Raw genomic sequence first — 17364 nt, 5'->3', positions numbered from 1 at the left:
AGCTCCCGGCTACTGGATAAAGCCCATACGGCCTTTGTGCTGCGTGGCGCGCGGCAGGTCGTCCACCCGCACGGTGTCGCGCCCGTCGAGCCGGGCATTGCCAAAGCCGGTCATCAGCGCCCGGCGCATTTCCCGAGGTGCAAGTTCCGACAAGGCATCCTGCAGGTCGTTGTGGAGATCTGGTGCAAAGCGTTCGCCCCAACCATGCTCGGCACGGATGGACGTGTAGAGATTGCGGGCGATCTGCCGTGCCGCTTCTGGCGAGGGTGGTTCGATCTCAAACACATTCATGCGGTTCAGGATCGGCTCCGGGATGCCGCGTGCGTCGTTGGCCGTGGTGATCCAGATCACCTGGCTCGCATCGATGGCCACCTCGGCGAACTCATCCATGAAGTTCTGCGCCGTATCGTGCTCCAGCAGGCTGTAGAGCGCGCCCAGCGGGTCGTATTGCGCATCGGCGCTGGCTTTGTCGATCTCGTCGACCACGATCACCGGGTTGGCGTATTCCCCGTCCACCAGTGCCTCGAACACCTTGCCAGGCTTGGCGCCTTTCCATTGGGATGAGGAGCCCGACAGCAGCCAGCCTGCGGTCATGGAGCTCATGGGTACCAGGTTCATGCCGGTACCCAGCAGGTCGGCCAGCTTCTTGGCGAAATGGGTCTTGCCGATGCCAGGCAGGCCGAGCAGCAGAATCGGCGTGACCTCCAAACCGTCACGACTGTCCTGGCTCAGGGCGACGTGGCGTTTTACGTCGTCCAGCACTTCGGTGAAGTTGGGCAGGGTTTGGTACAGCGCCGACATCTCAGGGATGCCGGATGGCTTGACCTGAAAGCGGTCGGGTCCGCGCTCCAGCATGCGCTCGTAGGTGCTGCGCAGGTTTTCGTGTTCTCGGCTGGGGAGTTTGGCGAGCTTGCGCTCTACGTCGTGCGGCTGGAACACGCTGCGCACGTTGGCGACAGGCAATTGGAACGAGGATGCATGCGGTACAAGGCTGCGGGATTCCATCGATTTCTCCTGGTTGCTGGCACAGCTTCATTTCAGCATAAGCCGTGCCAGCGCACCATGGCAGGAGACGTGGAATAGTGCCGCTAAGCGGAGCTATTTGTGGGCTGTGGGCTGGGCGCCACAGCGCGGTGCACAAAAGCGTGCAGGCTCAGGTGGGCGTGGTGCCCAGTACCTGTTGCAGTTCACCAGATTCGTACATGTCCATCATGATGTCCGAGCCACCAACGAATTCGCCCTTGACGTAGAGCTGCGGAATCGTCGGCCAATTGCTGTATTCCTTGATGCCCTGGCGGATTTCGTCGTCTTCCAGCACATTGACGGTCTTGATGGTCTTGGTATCCACGCCGCTGGCCTTCAGTAGCTGGATCGCACGGCCAGAGAAACCGCATTGCGGGAAGCTCGCATTGCCCTTCATGAACAGCAGAACTTCGTTGGATTTGACCAGTGCATCGATGCGTTGTTGTGTGTCGCTCATCATGAGACTCCTTGGAAAGCAAACTCCCATTATTTCACCTCGGGTGCGGCGACGGGGCGTACGCCTGTGGGTGTCCCCGTTTTGACCAGGGATGCCCGATATCTTGATTTGCTACATATATTGTAGCTGCTTGCGCATATTCAATAAGCGCTAGAGGCCTAAAACACTCATATTTTCTGCCCGCCGCTGCAGCGTTCTATCCCGGCCAGATCCTGCCGCGACTGCACCTGGGAGTAGCCCACCTGTTCCAGCAGGGCGCGTACCGACGCAGCCTGGTCATAGCCGTGCTCCAGCAGCAGCCAGCCCTGGGCCTGCAGCTGCGGTGCGGCCTGGGTGATGATTTGGCGGATGTCCTCCAGCCCATCGCTGCCCGCCGTCAAGGCGCTGCGCGGCTCGTGGGCCAGCGCGGGCAGATGCGGGTCGGTGTCCACGATGTATGGCGGGTTGGAAACGACCAGCTGGAACACGCCTTCCACCTGCGCCAGCCAAGAGCTTTGGATGAACTGCACAGGCAAGGCCAGCCGCGCCGCATTGGCTTGCGCCACGGCCAGGGCATCGGCGCTCAAGTCCACTGCCGTGACCCGTGCATCCGGCCGGGTTTTCTGGATTGCCAAGGCGATGGCGCCACTGCCGGTGCCCAGGTCCAGCACCTGCGGCGCCGTTTTCCCAGTCAGCAACTCCAGCGCCCAGTCGACCAGGATTTCGGTGTCCGGCCGGGGCACCAGCACGCGCGGGTCCACCTGCAAATCCATGCCGTAGAACTCGCGGTGGCCGGTGATGTAGGCCACGGGCTCGCCGGCCCGGCGGCGGGTGCAGGCGCTGCCAAAGGCGGCCGCCTGGGCGGGGCTCAGGGCGTCCTGGCCGTGGGCCAGCAGCCAGGCGGAATCCAAGGGATTTTTGCCCAGTGCGTGCAGCAGCAGCATGCGCGCGTCCAGCTTGTCGATGCCGTGCTTTTGCGCGCCCAGCAGAGCGATCTGCAAGCTGTTGGCTGCGTCGCCGTACACCGATGCCGGCGGGCGTTTGGCGGCGCGCGCCGCTTTCCCCAGGCCCGGGTGTTCGGGCCGAGGCGCCAGGCGCTTGGCGCTTTTTTCTTGGGCGTCTTTCAGCGACTTGCTGGAGACCTTGGCGTAGCCGCCGCTGGGCTTGGGGCCTTTGTTGATGGAGCGTGCCATGGGGTCCTTGGGGTTTATGCGCCGACTTCAAGTTCGGCGAGTTGCTCGGCTTCCTGCGCTGCACGCAGGGCGCCCAGCACTTCGGCCAGGTCGCCTTCCATGATGAACAGCAGCTTGTACAGCGTGAGGTTGATACGGTGGTCGGTCCAGCGGCCTTGCGGGAAGTTGTAGGTGCGGATGCGGTCGCTGCGGTCGCCGCTGCCGATCAGGCCTTTGCGTTCGGCGGCGTCCTTGGCGGCGCGCTCCGAGCGATCTTTTTCATGGATGCGGGCTGTCAGCACCTTCAGCGCTTGCGCTTTGTTGCTGTGCTGGCTGCGGCCGTCCTGGCACTCGGCGACGATGCCGGTGGGGATGTGGGTGATGCGCACCGCCGAGTCGGTCTTGTTGATGTGCTGGCCGCCGGCGCCGCTGGCGCGGTAGGTGTCGATGCGCAGATCGGCGGGGTTTATCTTGATGGCTTCCTGCTCGTCCGGCTCGGCCAGCACCGCTACCGTGCAGGCGCTGGTGTGGATGCGGCCTTGCGTTTCAGTCGCCGGCACGCGCTGGACACGGTGGCCGCCCGACTCGTACTTCAGCTGGCCGTAGACGCCATCGCCTTCCATGCGCAGCACCACTTCCTTGTAGCCGCCGAGTTCGCTCGGCGACTCGCTCATGATCTCGGTCTTCCAGCCCTGGCGCTCGGCGTAGCGGGTGTACATGCGCAGCAGGTCGGCGGCGAACAGTGCCGATTCATCGCCACCCGTGCCAGCGCGGATTTCCATGAAGGCATTGCGTGCGTCGTCCGGGTCCTTGGGCAGCAGCATGCGCTGCAGCTCGGCCTCCAAGCGCGTCAGCTCGGCCTGGGCCGAGGCGATTTCTTCCTCGGCCATCTCGGCCATCTCGGGGTCGGATTGCATCTCCAGCGCCGCGGCCAAATCGCCCTCGCGCTGGGTGTAGCGGGCAAAGCGCGCCGCTACCTGGCCTACGTCGGTGTGCTCGCGCGACAGCAGCAAAAACTGCTTCATGTCGCCCATGATGTCCTCGCGGGACAGCAGAAAGTCGAGTTCGGCAAGGCGGAAAGCGTAGCGCTCAAGCTGTTGGCGGAGAAAGGGTTTCATGGCAGGAAAATTCAAAAGGTGACGACCCCGGGTCGGGGTGGAATTCCCCGTGCAACGGGGAGGGCGCAGACAGCAGCGTCGCTAACGCTCTTTGCGCAAAAACAGCTTGTGGATGGCCTGCACCGTGTGCTCGCGCGTGTCGGCGTCGCCGGCACGCAGCTCGGCCATGGCGCCGTGCAGCATCTTCTGCGTCAGGCCTTTGCTGAGCATGTCCAGCACGGCTTCGATGTCGTCGCCCTTGGCCAGCAGGCGGCGCGCGCGGGCCAATTCGGTGGCGCGCCATTCGTCAGCCTGGGCGTTCAACTGCTGGATCAGCGGCACCACGCCATGCACCGGATCGCGCTGGTCCATCCAGTGCAGAAAGCTTTGCACGCCGGCGTCGATGATGACCTCGGCCTGCGCCACCGCGGCTTGGCGATTCGCCTGGCCGCTTTGCACCACATGGGCGAGGTCGTCCACGGTGTACAGGTAGACGTCTTGCAGCGCCTTGACTTCGGGCTCGATGTCGCGCGGCACGGCCAGGTCGACCATGAACATGGGCCGGTGTTTGCGGATCTTCAGGGCTCGCTCAACCGCGCCCAGGCCGATGATGGGCAGGGTGCTGGCGGTGCAGCTGACTACCGCGTCGAATTCGTGCAGGCGGCTGGGCAGGTCGGCCAGGCGCATGACTTCGCCGCCGAAGCGGGTGGCGAGCTTTTCGCCGCGCTCCAGTGTGCGGTTGGCTATGGCGATGGATTTTGGGTTCTTGGCCGCAAAGTGGGTGGCCGCCAGCTCGATCATCTCGCCAGCGCCGACAAACAGAATGCGCACCTTGCCCAGGTCTTCGAACAGCTGGCTGGCCAGGCGCACCGCGGCCGCCGCCATGCTGATGGAATGGGCGCCGATCTCGGTCGAGGTGCGCACCTCTTTGGCCACGGCGAACGAGCGTTGGAACAGCTGGTTCAGGGTGGTGCCCAGGGCGCCGGCCTGCTCGGCCACGCGCACCGCGTCCTTCATCTGGCCCAAAATCTGCGGCTCGCCGAGCACCATGGAATCCAGCCCGCTGGCGACGCGGAAGGCGTGGCGCGCGACCGGGCCATCTTGCAAGGTGTAGGAGTGCGAACGCAGCAGGGCCGGCGATACGCCGCCGCTGTGCGCCAGCCAATCGACGGTGCGGTCCAGCGCCTGCTGGCTGCCTGCACAATAGACTTCGGTGCGGTTGCAGGTGGAAATGATGGCCGCTTCCGGCCCCGACAGGGCCGAGCGCAAACCTTGCAAGGTCGGGCCGATCTGGTCCAAGGCGAACGCAAACCGACCGCGCAAATCCAGAGGTGCGGTGGTGTGGTTAATGCCTAATGCCCAAACTGCCATCCGCCGATTATAAAATTTGTGTGAAGCAAAACCGTCCACCTGGTCCTAAAGACTGAAAATTGCCTCTATGGGACCTATAGATTTACTGATTCACCTGCTGAATTTCGCCGCGCCCGCGCTGGCCGTGGCCGTGCTGACGGCGCTCGCCGCCCGCGTATTTATGAGAAAAAAGCCTGCAGCGCAGTCTTTGTATGCGCAAGCTGCTATTAATTTTGTAGTTTGCCTGGCGGTGCTGCTGGGTGGCCTCTGGTTCTTTGGCCACGACGGCAAGATGGCGACCTACGCGGCCCTGGTGCTGGCCTGCGCTTCCAGCCAGTGGTGGATGGTGCGCGGCTAACTGCCTCTAACCTGCCAAGGCCGGCCCGGCGGCCAGCCCCGGATGGCGTTGCGGCGCCAGCCAGACCTGGTTGCGGCCGGCCCGCTTGGCGTCGAACAAGGCCCGGTCGGCGGCCTGCACCAGCGCGTCCAGCGTGGTGGCCTGGCCGGTGGTCGTGGCGGCCACCCCGATGCTGATGGTGACCCGCACTGCGTCGTCCGATGCATACACCTGGGCCGAGTAGGCCACGCTTTCGCGCATGCGCTCGGCCAGCTGGTGGGCTTGTTCCAGCGGCGTGTTGGGCAAGAGCACCACAAATTCCTCACCGCCCCAGCGGGCCAGCACATCGGTGGTGCGCAGCACTTTTTCGCAGCGCCGGGCGACTTCGACCAACACCTGGTCGCCCATGTCGTGGCCGTGCAGGTCGTTGACGCGCTTGAAGTGGTCGATGTCAAGGATCAGTAGGGCCAGCGGCAGCTGGTGGCGCTGGGCCAGGTCCAGCTCGCGCTGCGCGGTGTGCATGAAGTAGCGCCGGTTGCGCAGGCTGGTCAGGCTGTCGGTCATCGCTAAGGTGTGGGCTGTGTGCCGGGCCTGCTCCAGCGCTGCGACCAGGGCGAAGATCAGGCCTCCGGGCAGCAGCGTCATTGGCAGCGGCACCAGCAGCGAGATATAGAAGGCCTCGCCCATTTCGCCGTAACCCATCAGACGGATATACAGCCAGGTCAGCCCCAGCGACATCAGCGAGATAATGGCGCTGAACAGCAAGGTGGTGCGCCACACACCCAGCCGCACCACCGCCCGCGAACAGCGCTGCAGCAGCGGTGTCAGCACCGGGGCATCACTGCGTTTATGGCGGGGGGCGGAGCGGCTGGGCATGCGGATCCGGCAAGCAAGAAGCGGGCAAGAAGCGAGTAAGAAGCGAGTAAGAAGCCCGGTATCAGACAGCAGGGCTGAACAGGTCGACGCGGTCAGTGATGATGCCGTCGGTTTCCAGGGCGATCAGGTGCTGGGCGGCTTCGGCGTCGTTCACGGTGTAGCTCAGGCTGCGCATGCCGGCAGCCTTGACCTGGCCGACGGTGTCGCTGTTCCACAGCCGGTAGTTACAGATGACGGCCACGCAGCCGAGCTGTTGGGCGGCCTCAAGCCAGCCGTCCCACAGCTCGTCGAGTAGCAGGCCGCGCGGCAAGGCGGGTTGGGCGGCCAGCGCGCCGTGCAGGGCGTCGGTGCTGAAGGAACTGAGCAGCGGCGGTACCGCCTGGCCGCGCCACAGGCGGGATGCGTGGTGGGCCACGGCTTCGCCGGTCAGTCGCTCCAAGCCGGTGGTTGGCTTAATCTCTATGTTCAGAAAATGGCCGTTGCGCAGGCAGAAGGCGGCGATGTTGTCCAGCGTGGGCAGGGTCTCGCCTGCGTAGCTGCGCGAATGCCAGCTGCCGGCGTCCAGCTGGGCCAGGGCGCCCCAGGCGTGGTCGCCGCCCAGGCCTTTGCCGGTGCTGGTGCGTTCCAAAGTGTCGTCGTGCAGCAGGAAGGGCACGCCGTCGGCGCTGAGTTTGACGTCGCATTCAAACATGCGGTAGCCATGCTGCGCGCCCAGGCGGAACGCCGCCAAGGTGTTTTCAGGGGCCAGTTTGCCCGCGCCGCGGTGGGCGATCCAGCGCGGGTAGGGCCAGTGTTGTGCGGTGACTTGCATGGGTTGTGAATTTAAAAATGCAATGGATCAAACCCAAACTATAGCCACAGCGCGGGCGCAGCGTCGCCCGGACTGCTTAGTTCAGGCGCTTGCCGGTTTCGCCATCAAACCAGTGCAGCCGGTCGAGGCGCGGCGTGGCGTGGATGGTGCTGCCGATGGCCGGGGAGGGCGTGCTCTCGTCGGTGCGCACGATCAGCAGCTCTTCGCCCAGGCGCGCGTAGACCAGGCGCTCGGCACCCAGCATTTCGGTGGTTTCTACCTGTAGCGCCCAGCTGCTGCCGCTCTGCGGGCTGAGGTGCAGGTGCTCGGGGCGGATGCCCAGGGTGGCGCCGGCCGGGCCGCCCAAGGCGGTGTTCGGCGCCTTGCGCAGCAGGTTCATTGGCGGGCTGCCCATGAAGCTGGCCACAAAGGTGCTGGCGGGCCGGGTGTAGACCTCTTCGGGCGTGCCGAACTGCTCCATCACGCCGCCGTTCATCACCACCATGCGCTGGGCCAGGGTCATGGCCTCGACCTGGTCGTGGGTGACGAACAGCGAGGTGATGCCGAGTTCACGGTGCAGCTTCTGGATCTCCAGCCGGGTCTGGGCGCGCAGCTTGGCGTCCAGGTTGGAGAGCGGTTCGTCGAACAGAAACACCTGCGGCTGGCGCACGATGGCCCGGCCCATGGCCACGCGCTGGCGCTGGCCGCCCGACAGTTCGCGTGGCTTGCGCGCCAGGAACTGGCCCAGCTCCAATATCTTGGCGGCCTTGTCGACGCGGGTCTTGATCTCGTCCACCGGCACCTTGGCGATCTTCAGGCCGTAGGCCATGTTGTCGAACACCGTCATGTGCGGGTACAGCGCGTAGTTCTGGAACACCATGGCGATGTCACGTTCGCTGGGTTCGAGGTCGTTGACCACGCGCCCGCCGATGGAGATGGTGCCGTCGCTGATTTCTTCCAGCCCGGCCACCATGCGCAGCAGCGTGGATTTGCCGCAGCCCGAGGGGCCGACGATGACGATGAATTCGCCGTCGGTGATCTCGGCGTTGACGCCGTGGATCACCTGGTTGGCGCTAGGCCCCTTGCCGTAGCGCTTGATGACGTTCTTGAGTGTGATGGCGGCCATAAACTGTGTTGCTACTTTTTTAATAGCTGCTGGCGCAAGTAGTACCTGCGCCAGAGCCCTATTTTTTATAAATCTGCGGGTCTACTTCTCGGTATCGACAAGGCCCTTGACGAACCACTTCTGCATCAGCATCACCACCAGCGCGGGCGGCAGCATGGCCAGAATGGCGGTGGCCATCACCAGGTTCCATTCGGTCTGGCCGTCGCCGCCGGAGATCATGCGTTTGATACCGATCACCACCGGGTACATGTCTTCGCTGGTGGTGACCAGCAGTGGCCACAGGTACTGGTTCCAGCCGTAGATGAACTGGATCACGAACAGCGCCGCCATGCTGGTGCGCGACAGCGGCAGCAGGATGTCCCAGAAGAAGCGCATCGGCCCGGCGCCGTCCATGCGCGCGGCCTCCACCAGCTCATCCGGCACGCTCATGAAGAACTGGCGGAACAAAAAGGTGGCGGTGGCCGAAGCAATCAGCGGAATCGTCAGGCCGGCATAGCTGTCCAGCATGCCCAGGTCGGCCACCACTTTGTAGGTGGGGCCGATGCGCACTTCGACCGGCAGCATCAGCGTGATGAAGATCGCCCAGAAGAAGAACTGCTTGAACGGAAAGCGGAAGTACACCAGCGCAAACGCCGACAGCAGCGAGATGGCGATCTTGCCGATGGCAATCGTCAGCGCCGTCACCAGGCTGACCACCATCATGCGGCCCACCGACGCGCTGGAGCCGCCGCTACCGGTGCCGCCCTTCAGCGCAGCCACGTAGTTGTCGACAAAGTGCGAGCCCGGCAGCATGGGGATGGGCATCTGCACCATCTCGCTCGCGGTATGGGTGGAGGCGACGAAGGTGATGTAGACCGGGAAGGCCACGATGATCACGCCCAGAATCAGAATCACATGGGCCAGCATGCCCGCAAAGGAACGGCGCTCAACCATAAATATCCGCCATCAGTAGTTCACTTTCTTTTCGACAAACTTGAATTGCACTACCGTGAGTGCGACCACGATCACCATCAGCACCACCGACTGCGCAGCCGAGCCGCCCAGGTCCATGGCCTTGAAGCCGTCGTAATACACCTTGTAGACCAGGATGGCGGTGTCCTTGCCTGGCCCGCCCTTGGTGGTCGCATCGATGATGGCGAAGGTGTCAAAAAACGCGTAGACGATGTTGATCACCAGCAGGAAGAAGCTGGTCGGCGTCAGCAATGGGAACTGGATGGTCCAGAAGCGCCGCCAGGGCCGGGCGCCGTCCATCGCGGCGGCTTCGATCAGTGACTTGGGGATCGACTGCAAACCCGCCAGAAAGAACAAAAAGTTGTACGACAGCTGCTTCCACACCGCGGCCATCACCACCAGGGCCATGGCGTGGGTGCTGTTCAGCAAATGGTTCCAGTCCAACCCCAGCAGGCCTAGCCAATAGGCCACGATGCCGATGCTGGGCGAGAACATGAATAGCCACAGCACACCGGCCACGGCCGGGGCTACCGCATACGGCCAGATCAACAGGGTCTTGTAGAAGCTGGCGCCCTTGATGACACGGTCGGCAAATACCGCCAGCATCAGCGACAAGGCGATGCCCAGCACCGCCACCAGGATGGAGAACACCGCCGTGGTCTGGAACGAGGCCAGGTAGCTGGCGTCGTTCCACAGGTTGCGGAAGTTCTCCAGCCCGACCCAGTCGACCGAGGTGCCAAACGCGTCCGACTGCTGCAGAGACTGCAGCATGGCCTGGCCCGCAGGCCAGAAGAAGAACACCGTGATGACGATGACCTGCGGGGTGATCAGGACCCAGGGCAGCCAGCCCGATTGAAAGACGACGCGTTTTTCCATAGTGACTAATGGGCTCCGGCTTAACCGCCCTTGTTGGCTTTTTCGAAGCGCTCAAGCTGCTCGTTGCCGCGCAGCACGATGGCGTCCAGGGCTTCCTTGGCCGACTTCTTGCCGCCCCAGACCTGTTCCAGTTCTTCGTCCTCGATGGCGCGCACTTGCAGGTAGTTGCCCAGGCGGATGCCGCGCGAGTTGGTGGTGGTCTTGCGGATCATCTGGTTCGGCGCCACGTCGGTGCCGGGGTTCTCTTTGTAGAAGCCCGACTTGTCGGTCAGCGTGAAGGAGGCGGTGGTCACCGGCAGGTAGCCGGTGCGCTTGTGGCTGGCCGACTGCACTTCGGGGCGCGACAGGTAGCTGAAGAACTTGGCGATGCCCTTGTATTCATCGGGCTTCTTGCCAGCCAAAACCCACAGGCTGGCGCCGCCGATGACGGTGTTCTGCGGCGCGCCGGGCACGTCGGGGTAATAGGGCAGGGGGGCCAGGCCAAAGCCGAACTTGGCGTTCTTCTTCACGTTGCCGTAGAAGCCGCTGGAGGTGGTGATCATGGCGCACTCGCCCGACACAAAGCTGGCTTCGGGGATGTTTTGCCGGCCCTTGTAGACGAACAGGCCTTGCTTGGCCATGTTGCCCAGGTTTTCGATGTGGCGCACGTGCAGTGGCGAGTTGATCTTCATGCGGGCGTCCATGCCGCCCAGGCCGTTGGCCTTGGTGGCGAACTCGACGTTGTGCCAGGTGGAGAAGCTCTCCAGCTGGGTCCAGCCTTGCCAGGCCAGGGTCAACGGGCATTTGTGGCCGCTGGCTTTCAGCTTGGCCGCGGCCAGGGCGACTTCAGGCCAGGTGCCGGGGGCCTTTTCGGGGTCCAGGCCGGCAGCCTTGAACGCGTCCTTGTTGTAATAGAACACGGTGGTCGAGCTATTGAACGGGAAGCTCATCATCTGGCCATTGGCCGCTGTGTAGTAGCTGGCCACGGCGGGGATGTAGGCGGCGGGGTCGAACTTCTCGCCTGCGTCCTTCATCATCTGGCCGACCGGCATGATGGCTTTTTTGCTGGCCATCATGGTGGCCGTGCCCACTTCAAACACCTGCAGGATGTGCGGCGCATTGCCGGCGCGGAAGGCGGCAATCGCAGCGGTCATCGATTCGTCGTACTGGCCCTTGTAGGTTGGCACGATCTTGTAGTCTTTCTGGCTGGCGTTGAAGTCCTTGGCCAGGTCGTTGACCCATTCGCCGTTGACGGAATTCATGGAGTGCCACCACTGGATCTCGGTTTGTGCCTGGGCAGAAAAGGCGGTGGCTGCGGCGATGGCGGCAGCCAATGCCAAGCGGTTGATTTGCATGGAAACTCCTGGGAGAACGGTTGACAAAAGGGCTGATGCTAGGTGGACGCTATGACAGAACAGTGAAATTTTGTCGCTTAGCTGACAAGTCCACCAGCGGGAAAACCCGTTCGTATGGATGCGTTTTGATGCGTTTCGCCGCGTTTTGGGCGCGAGTGCTTAAACCCCTGACGTAAGCAATGCTGTGCTTGGCGGGTGCCGTTTGCTGCGTTGCAGCATGCTAGGATCGCCGTCCCTTGGGGGAGCTTGTTTCCCCTTTCCACCTCTGACGCCGGGCACCGCATGCGCAAGACTTCTCTGGACAAAAGCAAGATCAAGTTTCTCTTATTAGAGGGGGTGCACCCTTCCGCGCTGGAGGTGCTGCGCAGTGCCGGCTACTCCCAGATCGAGAGCTTGCCTGGCGCTTTGCCCGAAGAGCAGTTGAAGGAAAAGATCGCCGACGCGCATTTCATAGGCATCCGCTCGCGCACCCAGCTGACCGCGGAGGTGTTTGCCCACGCCAGCAAGCTGGTCGCCGTAGGCTGCTTCTGCATCGGCACCAACCAGGTCGACCTGGAAGCCGCCCGCGAACGCGGCATTGCGGTGTTCAACGCGCCGTTTTCCAATACCCGCTCGGTCGCCGAGCTGGTGCTGGCCGAGGCGATCTTGCTGCTGCGCGGCATCCCCGAGAAAAGCGCGGTCGCGCATCGGGGCGGCTGGCTCAAGTCGGCTGAGAATTCATTTGAGATCCGCGGCAAAACCCTGGGCATCGTCGGCTACGGCTCCATCGGCACCCAGTTGTCGGTGCTGGCCGAGGCGTTGGGCATGCAGGTTTGCTTCTATGACGTGGTGACCAAGCTGCCGCTGGGCAACGCGCGCCAGGTGGGCAACTTGCACGACCTGCTGGGCCAGAGCGACATCGTCACGTTGCATGTGCCCGAAACCGCGGCTACCCAGTGGATGATCGGCCCGGCCGAGATCGCGGCCATGAAGCAGGGCGGCATCCTGATCAACGCCGCCCGCGGCACGGTGGTGGATATCGAAGCCCTGGCTGCAGCCCTGAAAGCCAAGAAACTGCTGGGTGCCGCCATCGACGTATTCCCCGAGGAGCCGCGCAGCAACAAGGATGAATTCCAGTCGCCCTTGCGCGGTCTGGACAACGTGATCTTGACCCCACACGTCGGCGGCTCCACCATGGAGGCGCAGGCCAATATCGGCCTGGAAGTGGCGGAAAAGCTGGTCAAGTACAGCGACAACGGCACCTCCACCTCGTCGGTCAACTTCCCCGAAGTCGCTTTGTCCAGCCATTCGGGCAAGCACCGTTTGCTGCACATCCACCACAACGTGCCGGGCGTGCTGTCGGCGGTGAACCAGGTGTTTACCGACAACCAGATCAATATCGCTGCCCAGTTCTTGCAGACCAACGAGAAGATTGGCTACGTGGTGATCGATATCGACGCTGCGTCCTCTGATTTGGCCTTGGAAAAGCTGGCCCACGTGCCAGGCACCATCCGCAGCCGCGTCTTGTTTTAATTGAGCCGTCGCTTTCCGACAACCTGCTGTCGGCGGGGTGAAAGTCCGCTGCCCTAAAATTGCTACCCGATCTGTCTTCCCAGGCCCATGGGCGCAGCTGCCCACCCCAGGTTATTTCTCCATGAATGCTCCCACCGCGTTGTCCACCCTGCTGGCGCAGGCCCCTGAAGCCGTGCGCCTGCGCGAAATTCCGTACAACTACACCTCGTTTTCCGACCGTGAGATCGTCATCCGCCTACTGGGCGCGCGCGCCTGGGATGTTCTGAATGGATTGCGCCAGGAGCGCCGAACCGGCCGTTCGGCCCGCATGCTGTACGAGGTGCTGGGCGATATCTGGGTGGTGCAACGCAATCCCTATCTGCAGGATGACCTGCTGGACAACCCGAAACGCCGCAAGCAGCTGGTGGATGCCTTGCACCACCGGCTGGACGAAGTCGGCAAGCGCCGCAAGCCGGATGCCAATAGCGAACGCGATGCGCTGGTAGGTGAGCTGCTGGTGGCGGCCACTGCCGCGGTCGACCAGTTCGGCAAGACTTTCACCCAGGTGGCGGATCTGCGCCGCAAGACCGCGCGCGTCCTGGGCAAGCTCACCGCCAAGGACAACATCAAGTTTGACGGCCTGAGCCGCGTCAGCCATGTGACCGACGCCACCGACTGGCGCGTCGAATACCCGTTCGTGGTGCTGACCCCCGACACCGAGGCCGAAATGGCCGGCCTGGTCAAAGGCTGCATCGAACTTGGCCTGACCATCATCCCGCGCGGCGGCGGCACCGGCTACACCGGCGGCGCGATCCCGTTGACCTGGAACAGCGCGGTCATCAACACCGAAAAGCTCGAAGCCATGACCGAGGTGGAGATGGTGACTCTGCCCGGCGTCGACCACCCGGTGGCCACCATCTACAGCGAAGCCGGCGTGGTGACCCAGCGCGTGGCCGATGCAGCCGAGCGCGGTGGTTATGTGTTTGCGGTCGATCCGACTTCGGCCGAGGCTTCGTGCATCGGCGGCAATATCGCCATGAATGCGGGCGGCAAGAAAGCCGTGCTCTGGGGCACGGCGCTGGACAACCTTGCCTCCTGGCGCATGGTCACGCCCGACGCGCAGTGGCTGGAAGTCACCCGCCTGAACCACAACCTGGGCAAGATCCATGATGTGGAAGTGGCCAGCTTCGAGCTGCAGTACTTTGAAGCCGACGGCAAGACCAAGATCCGCACCGAGCGCCTGGACATCCCGGGCCGCACCTTCCGCAAGGAAGGCCTGGGCAAGGACGTGACCGACAAGTTCCTCAGCGGCCTGCCCGGCATCCAGAAAGAGGGCTGCGACGGCCTGATCACCAGCGGCCGCTGGGTGGTGCACCGCATGCCGGCGCACACCCGTACTGTCTGCCTGGAATTCTTTGGCGACGCCAAGAATGCCGTGCCCAGCATCGTCGAGATCAAGGACTTCATGTTCGCCGAGCAAAAGCGCACTGGCGTGTTGCTGGCGGGCCTCGAGCATCTGGACGACCGCTACCTGAAGGCCGTGGGCTACACCACCAAGTCCAAGCGCGGCGGCCTGCCCAAGATGGCCTTGTTTGGCGACATTGCAGGCGACAACGCCGACGACGTGGCCCGCGCCACCAGTGAAGTGGTGCGCATCGCCAATTCGCGCAGCGGCGAAGGCTTTATCGCCATCAGCCCCGAGGCGCGCAAGAAATTCTGGCTGGACCGGAAGAAGACCGCCGCCATCAGCCGCCACACTAACGCCTTCAAGATCAATGAAGACGTGGTGATCCCGCTGCCGCGCATGGCCGAGTACACCGATGGCATCGAGCGCATCAACATCGAGCTCAGCCTGAAGAACAAGCTGGAGCTGTGCGACGCACTGCAAGAGTTCTTCAGCCGCGGCAACTTGCCGCTGGGCAAGGGCGACGAAGACGGTGATGTGCCGTCCCCCGAGCTGTTGGAAGAGCGTGTGGTGCAGGCCCAGAGCCTGGTCGCCGAGACCCGCGCCTTGTGGCAGGGCTGGCTGGACGGCGTGGAAACCCTGTTCCCCCAGCTGCAGGACCACAGCCTGCGCGCCAGCTGGAAGACGCAGATTCGCGCCCAGCTGCAAAACATCTTCACCGGCGCTGGCTTCAAGGGCATCCTGGACGAGTGCACCGCCATCCACAAGACGGTGCTCAAGGGCCGGGTCTGGGTGGCCTTGCACATGCACGCCGGCGACGGCAATGTGCACACCAATCTGCCGGTCAACAGCGACAACTACGAGATGCTGCAGACCGCGCACGAGGCGGTGAAACGCATCATGGCGCTGGCCCGCAGCCTGGACGGCGTGATCTCGGGCGAGCACGGCATCGGCATCACCAAGCTGGAGTTTTTGAGCGACGCCGAGATGCAGCCGTTCACCGACTACAAGCAACGCATCGACCCCGAAGGCCGTTTCAACAAAGGCAAGTTGCTACGAAATTCGCAGCTGCATGCGCAGGCGGGAATTGCGCTAGACGCTGATTTGACCAATGCCTACACCCCGAGCTTCGGGTTGATGGGGCACGAGTCGCTGATCATGCAGCAGAGCGATATCGGCGCCATTGCCGACAGCATGAAGGACTGCCTGCGCTGCGGCAAATGCAAGCCGGTGTGCGCCACCCACGTGCCGCGCGCCAACCTGCTGTACAGCCCGCGCAACAAGATCCTGGCCACCTCGCTGCTGGTCGAGGCTTTTCTGTACGAAGAGCAGACCCGCCGTGGTGTGTCCATCAAGCATTGGGAGCAGTTTGAGGACGTGGCCGACCATTGCACGGTGTGCCACAAATGCCTGACGCCGTGCCCGGTGAAGATCGACTTCGGCGACGTGACCATGAACATGCGCAACCTGCTGCGCAAGATGGGCAAAAAGAGCTTCCGCCCCGGCAATGCCGCGGCCATGTTCTTCCTGAACGCGACCAACCCCGAGACCATCAAGTTCGTACGCTCAGCCATGGTCGACGTGGGCTTCAAGGTCCAGCGCCTGGCCAACGACCTGCTGCGCCCCGCGGCCAAGAAGCAGACCGCCGCGCCGCGCGCCAGCCTGGGCACCGCGCCGATCAAAGAGCAGGTGATCCACTTCATCAACAAGAAGATGCCGGGCAATCTGCCGAAGAAGACGGCGCGCGCGCTGCTGGATATCGAGGACAAGGACTACGTGCCGATCATCCGCAATCCGGTGGCCACCACCAGCGAGTCGGAAGCGGTGTTTTACTTCCCCGGCTGCGGCTCCGAGCGTCTCTTCAGCCAGGTCGGCCTGGCGACGCAGGCCATGCTCTGGCACGCCGGCGTGCAGACCGTGCTGCCACCCGGCTACCTGTGCTGCGGCTACCCGCAAAAGGGCAGCGGCCAGTTCGACAAGGCCGACAAGATCATCACCGACAACCGGGTACTGTTCCACCGTGTGGCGAACACGCTGAACTACCTGGACATCAAGACCGTGGTGGTCAGCTGTGGCACCTGCTACGACCAGCTGCAGGGCTACGAGTTCGACAAGATCTTCCCCGGTTGCCGCATCATCGACATCCACGAATACCTGCTGGAAAAGGGCATCACCTTGAACAATGGCGGTACTTATCTGTACCACGATCCCTGCCATACGCCGATGAAGCTGCAGGAGCCGATGAAGACGGTGAAGGCGCTGCTGGGCGACCAGGTCACCGAGAGCAAGCGCTGCTGCGGCGAGTCCGGTACGCTGGGCGTGACCCGGCCCGACATCTCCACGCAAATCCGCTTCCGCAAGGAAGAAGAGCTGCGCAAGTCCGAGACCGCGCTGCGCGAGTCCGGCCAGGTGGGCCCGCAGGACAACCTGAAGATCCTGACCAGCTGCCCCAGCTGCTTGCAAGGCCTGAGCCGCTACGGCAACGACCTGCAGAACGGCCTGCTGGAAGCCGACTACATCGTGGTCGAAATGGCGAACCAGATCCTGGGTGACCAGTGGCTGCCGACCTATGTGGCGCAAGCCAATAACGGTGGTATTGAGCGGGTGTTGGTCTGATGGCCGGCTTGACCAAAGGCGCGCCGACGCCGGAAGACATCACGGTACATGGCCAGTCGCGGGTGCTGGAAGTCACGTTCTCGGACGGCGCCAGCTTTCGCATTCCGTTCGAGTTGATGCGCGTATATTCGCCTTCGGCCGAAGTGCAAGGCCACGGCCCGGGCCAGGAAACCCTGCAGACCGGCATGCGCGAAGTCACCCTGGTGGGCCTGGAGCCGGTAGGCAACTACGGCGTGCAGCCCACGTTCTCCGACGGCCACAGCACCGGCATCTTCACCTGGGACTACCTGTACTTCCTGGGTTCGCAAGAGCAGAAGTTGTGGGCTGACTACGAAGCCCGCCTGGCGGCCGCCGGCGTCGACCGCGACGCCCCCATGCCGGGCAAGGCCGCGCACGGCTGCGGTAGCCACTAAGCTGCCTGCTATAGATAAAATAGCTACTGGCGCAGGTGGAATGTGCGCCAGAAGCCCTTTTTCTTTGAATC

General features: G+C 63.3%; 15 protein-coding genes. 4 read left to right on the top strand and 11 right to left on the bottom strand.

Annotated elements, in window-relative coordinates; genetic code table 11:
- Window positions 1–9: 9 nt before the first annotated feature.
- The 5 genes from BLT66_RS06130 to hemA all read right to left on the bottom strand — a co-directional run bounded on the left by BLT66_RS06130 (window position 10) and on the right by hemA (window position 5099).
- Window positions 10–1005 (bottom strand): AAA family ATPase, encoded by a 996-nt coding sequence (locus BLT66_RS06130; protein WP_092756686.1) that lies wholly within the window; start codon window positions 1003–1005, stop codon window positions 10–12.
- Between the two features lie 148 nt (window positions 1006–1153).
- The gene (gene grxD, locus BLT66_RS06125) at window positions 1154–1480 is read right to left on the bottom strand and encodes a Grx4 family monothiol glutaredoxin (protein ID WP_092757044.1); all 327 of its coding nucleotides are present in this window, start codon (window positions 1478–1480) and stop codon (window positions 1154–1156) included.
- A gap of 167 nt (window positions 1481–1647) precedes the next feature.
- Window positions 1648–2652: a peptide chain release factor N(5)-glutamine methyltransferase gene (gene prmC / locus BLT66_RS06120; protein ID WP_092756684.1), complete on the bottom strand. Its 1005-nt coding sequence runs from the start codon at window positions 2650–2652 to the stop codon at window positions 1648–1650.
- A gap of 14 nt (window positions 2653–2666) precedes the next feature.
- Window positions 2667–3749 (bottom strand): peptide chain release factor 1, encoded by a 1083-nt coding sequence (prfA, locus tag BLT66_RS06115; protein ID WP_092756682.1) that lies wholly within the window; start codon window positions 3747–3749, stop codon window positions 2667–2669.
- 81 nt (window positions 3750–3830) lie between these two features.
- Entirely contained in the window at window positions 3831–5099 is a 1269-nt protein-coding gene (gene hemA / locus BLT66_RS06110) for a glutamyl-tRNA reductase (protein ID WP_092756680.1), read from the bottom strand.
- Window positions 5100–5166: 67 nt separating this feature from the next.
- Between hemA and BLT66_RS06105 the strand changes: the two genes are divergently transcribed.
- A complete protein-coding gene (locus BLT66_RS06105; protein ID WP_092756678.1) occupies window positions 5167–5436 on the top strand; it encodes a hypothetical protein in 270 nt (89 codons plus the stop codon).
- Window positions 5437–5442: 6 nt separating this feature from the next.
- Here the strand turns inward: BLT66_RS06105 and BLT66_RS06100 are convergent, their stop codons facing one another.
- The 6 genes from BLT66_RS06100 to ugpB form a co-directional block, all read right to left on the bottom strand.
- The gene (locus BLT66_RS06100; RefSeq protein ID WP_092756676.1) at window positions 5443–6291 is read right to left on the bottom strand and encodes a GGDEF domain-containing protein; all 849 of its coding nucleotides are present in this window, start codon (window positions 6289–6291) and stop codon (window positions 5443–5445) included.
- Between the two features lie 61 nt (window positions 6292–6352).
- Complete coding sequence (ugpQ, locus tag BLT66_RS06095; protein ID WP_092756674.1) at window positions 6353–7102, bottom strand: glycerophosphodiester phosphodiesterase; 750 nt, start codon at window positions 7100–7102, stop codon at window positions 6353–6355.
- A gap of 76 nt (window positions 7103–7178) precedes the next feature.
- Complete coding sequence (locus BLT66_RS06090) at window positions 7179–8207, bottom strand: sn-glycerol-3-phosphate import ATP-binding protein UgpC (RefSeq protein WP_092756672.1); 1029 nt, start codon at window positions 8205–8207, stop codon at window positions 7179–7181.
- 81 nt (window positions 8208–8288) lie between these two features.
- Window positions 8289–9140: a sn-glycerol-3-phosphate ABC transporter permease UgpE gene (ugpE, locus tag BLT66_RS06085; protein ID WP_092756670.1), complete on the bottom strand. Its 852-nt coding sequence runs from the start codon at window positions 9138–9140 to the stop codon at window positions 8289–8291.
- Between the two features lie 12 nt (window positions 9141–9152).
- The gene (ugpA, locus tag BLT66_RS06080) at window positions 9153–10034 is read right to left on the bottom strand and encodes a sn-glycerol-3-phosphate ABC transporter permease UgpA (RefSeq protein WP_092756668.1); all 882 of its coding nucleotides are present in this window, start codon (window positions 10032–10034) and stop codon (window positions 9153–9155) included.
- Between the two features lie 20 nt (window positions 10035–10054).
- Complete coding sequence (gene ugpB / locus BLT66_RS06075; RefSeq protein WP_092756666.1) at window positions 10055–11368, bottom strand: sn-glycerol-3-phosphate ABC transporter substrate-binding protein UgpB; 1314 nt, start codon at window positions 11366–11368, stop codon at window positions 10055–10057.
- 282 nt (window positions 11369–11650) lie between these two features.
- On the opposite strand from ugpB, the gene serA reads away from it, so the two are divergent.
- The 3 genes from serA to BLT66_RS06060 all read left to right on the top strand — a co-directional run bounded on the left by serA (window position 11651) and on the right by BLT66_RS06060 (window position 17293).
- Window positions 11651–12880, top strand: a complete 1230-nt coding sequence (gene serA / locus BLT66_RS06070; RefSeq protein WP_092756664.1) for a phosphoglycerate dehydrogenase — start codon at window positions 11651–11653, stop codon at window positions 12878–12880.
- Between the two features lie 121 nt (window positions 12881–13001).
- The gene (locus BLT66_RS06065) at window positions 13002–16880 is read left to right on the top strand and encodes a DUF3683 domain-containing protein (protein WP_092756662.1); all 3879 of its coding nucleotides are present in this window, start codon (window positions 13002–13004) and stop codon (window positions 16878–16880) included.
- Complete coding sequence (locus BLT66_RS06060) at window positions 16880–17293, top strand: gamma-butyrobetaine hydroxylase family protein (protein WP_092756660.1); 414 nt, start codon at window positions 16880–16882, stop codon at window positions 17291–17293. Before BLT66_RS06065 ends, BLT66_RS06060 begins: the two co-directional genes overlap by 1 nt.
- Window positions 17294–17364: the final 71 nt, after the last annotated feature.

Origin of the sequence: Rhodoferax sp. OV413 (assembly GCF_900104385.1) — a bacterium.
Lineage (GTDB): Bacteria > Pseudomonadota > Gammaproteobacteria > Burkholderiales > Burkholderiaceae_C > Rhodoferax_B.
The sequence above is the reverse complement of the archived record's forward strand: the minus strand, read 5'-3'. Positions and strand labels throughout refer to the sequence as shown.

Coding starts and splice junctions, on each gene's coding strand:
- BLT66_RS06130 (WP_092756686.1), bottom strand. CDS start 1,005: ATGGAATCCCGCAGCCTTGTACCGCATGCATCCTCGTTCCAATTGCCT.
- grxD (WP_092757044.1), bottom strand. CDS start 1,480: ATGAGCGACACACAACAACGCATCGATGCACTGGTCAAATCCAACGAA.
- prmC (WP_092756684.1), bottom strand. CDS start 2,652: ATGGCACGCTCCATCAACAAAGGCCCCAAGCCCAGCGGCGGCTACGCC.
- prfA (WP_092756682.1), bottom strand. CDS start 3,749: ATGAAACCCTTTCTCCGCCAACAGCTTGAGCGCTACGCTTTCCGCCTT.
- hemA (WP_092756680.1), bottom strand. CDS start 5,099: ATGGCAGTTTGGGCATTAGGCATTAACCACACCACCGCACCTCTGGAT.
- BLT66_RS06105 (WP_092756678.1), top strand. CDS start 5,167: ATGGGACCTATAGATTTACTGATTCACCTGCTGAATTTCGCCGCGCCC.
- BLT66_RS06100 (WP_092756676.1), bottom strand. CDS start 6,291: ATGCCCAGCCGCTCCGCCCCCCGCCATAAACGCAGTGATGCCCCGGTG.
- ugpQ (WP_092756674.1), bottom strand. CDS start 7,102: ATGCAAGTCACCGCACAACACTGGCCCTACCCGCGCTGGATCGCCCAC.
- BLT66_RS06090 (WP_092756672.1), bottom strand. CDS start 8,207: ATGGCCGCCATCACACTCAAGAACGTCATCAAGCGCTACGGCAAGGGG.
- ugpE (WP_092756670.1), bottom strand. CDS start 9,140: ATGGTTGAGCGCCGTTCCTTTGCGGGCATGCTGGCCCATGTGATTCTG.
- ugpA (WP_092756668.1), bottom strand. CDS start 10,034: ATGGAAAAACGCGTCGTCTTTCAATCGGGCTGGCTGCCCTGGGTCCTG.
- ugpB (WP_092756666.1), bottom strand. CDS start 11,368: ATGCAAATCAACCGCTTGGCATTGGCTGCCGCCATCGCCGCAGCCACC.
- serA (WP_092756664.1), top strand. CDS start 11,651: ATGCGCAAGACTTCTCTGGACAAAAGCAAGATCAAGTTTCTCTTATTA.
- BLT66_RS06065 (WP_092756662.1), top strand. CDS start 13,002: ATGAATGCTCCCACCGCGTTGTCCACCCTGCTGGCGCAGGCCCCTGAA.
- BLT66_RS06060 (WP_092756660.1), top strand. CDS start 16,880: ATGGCCGGCTTGACCAAAGGCGCGCCGACGCCGGAAGACATCACGGTA.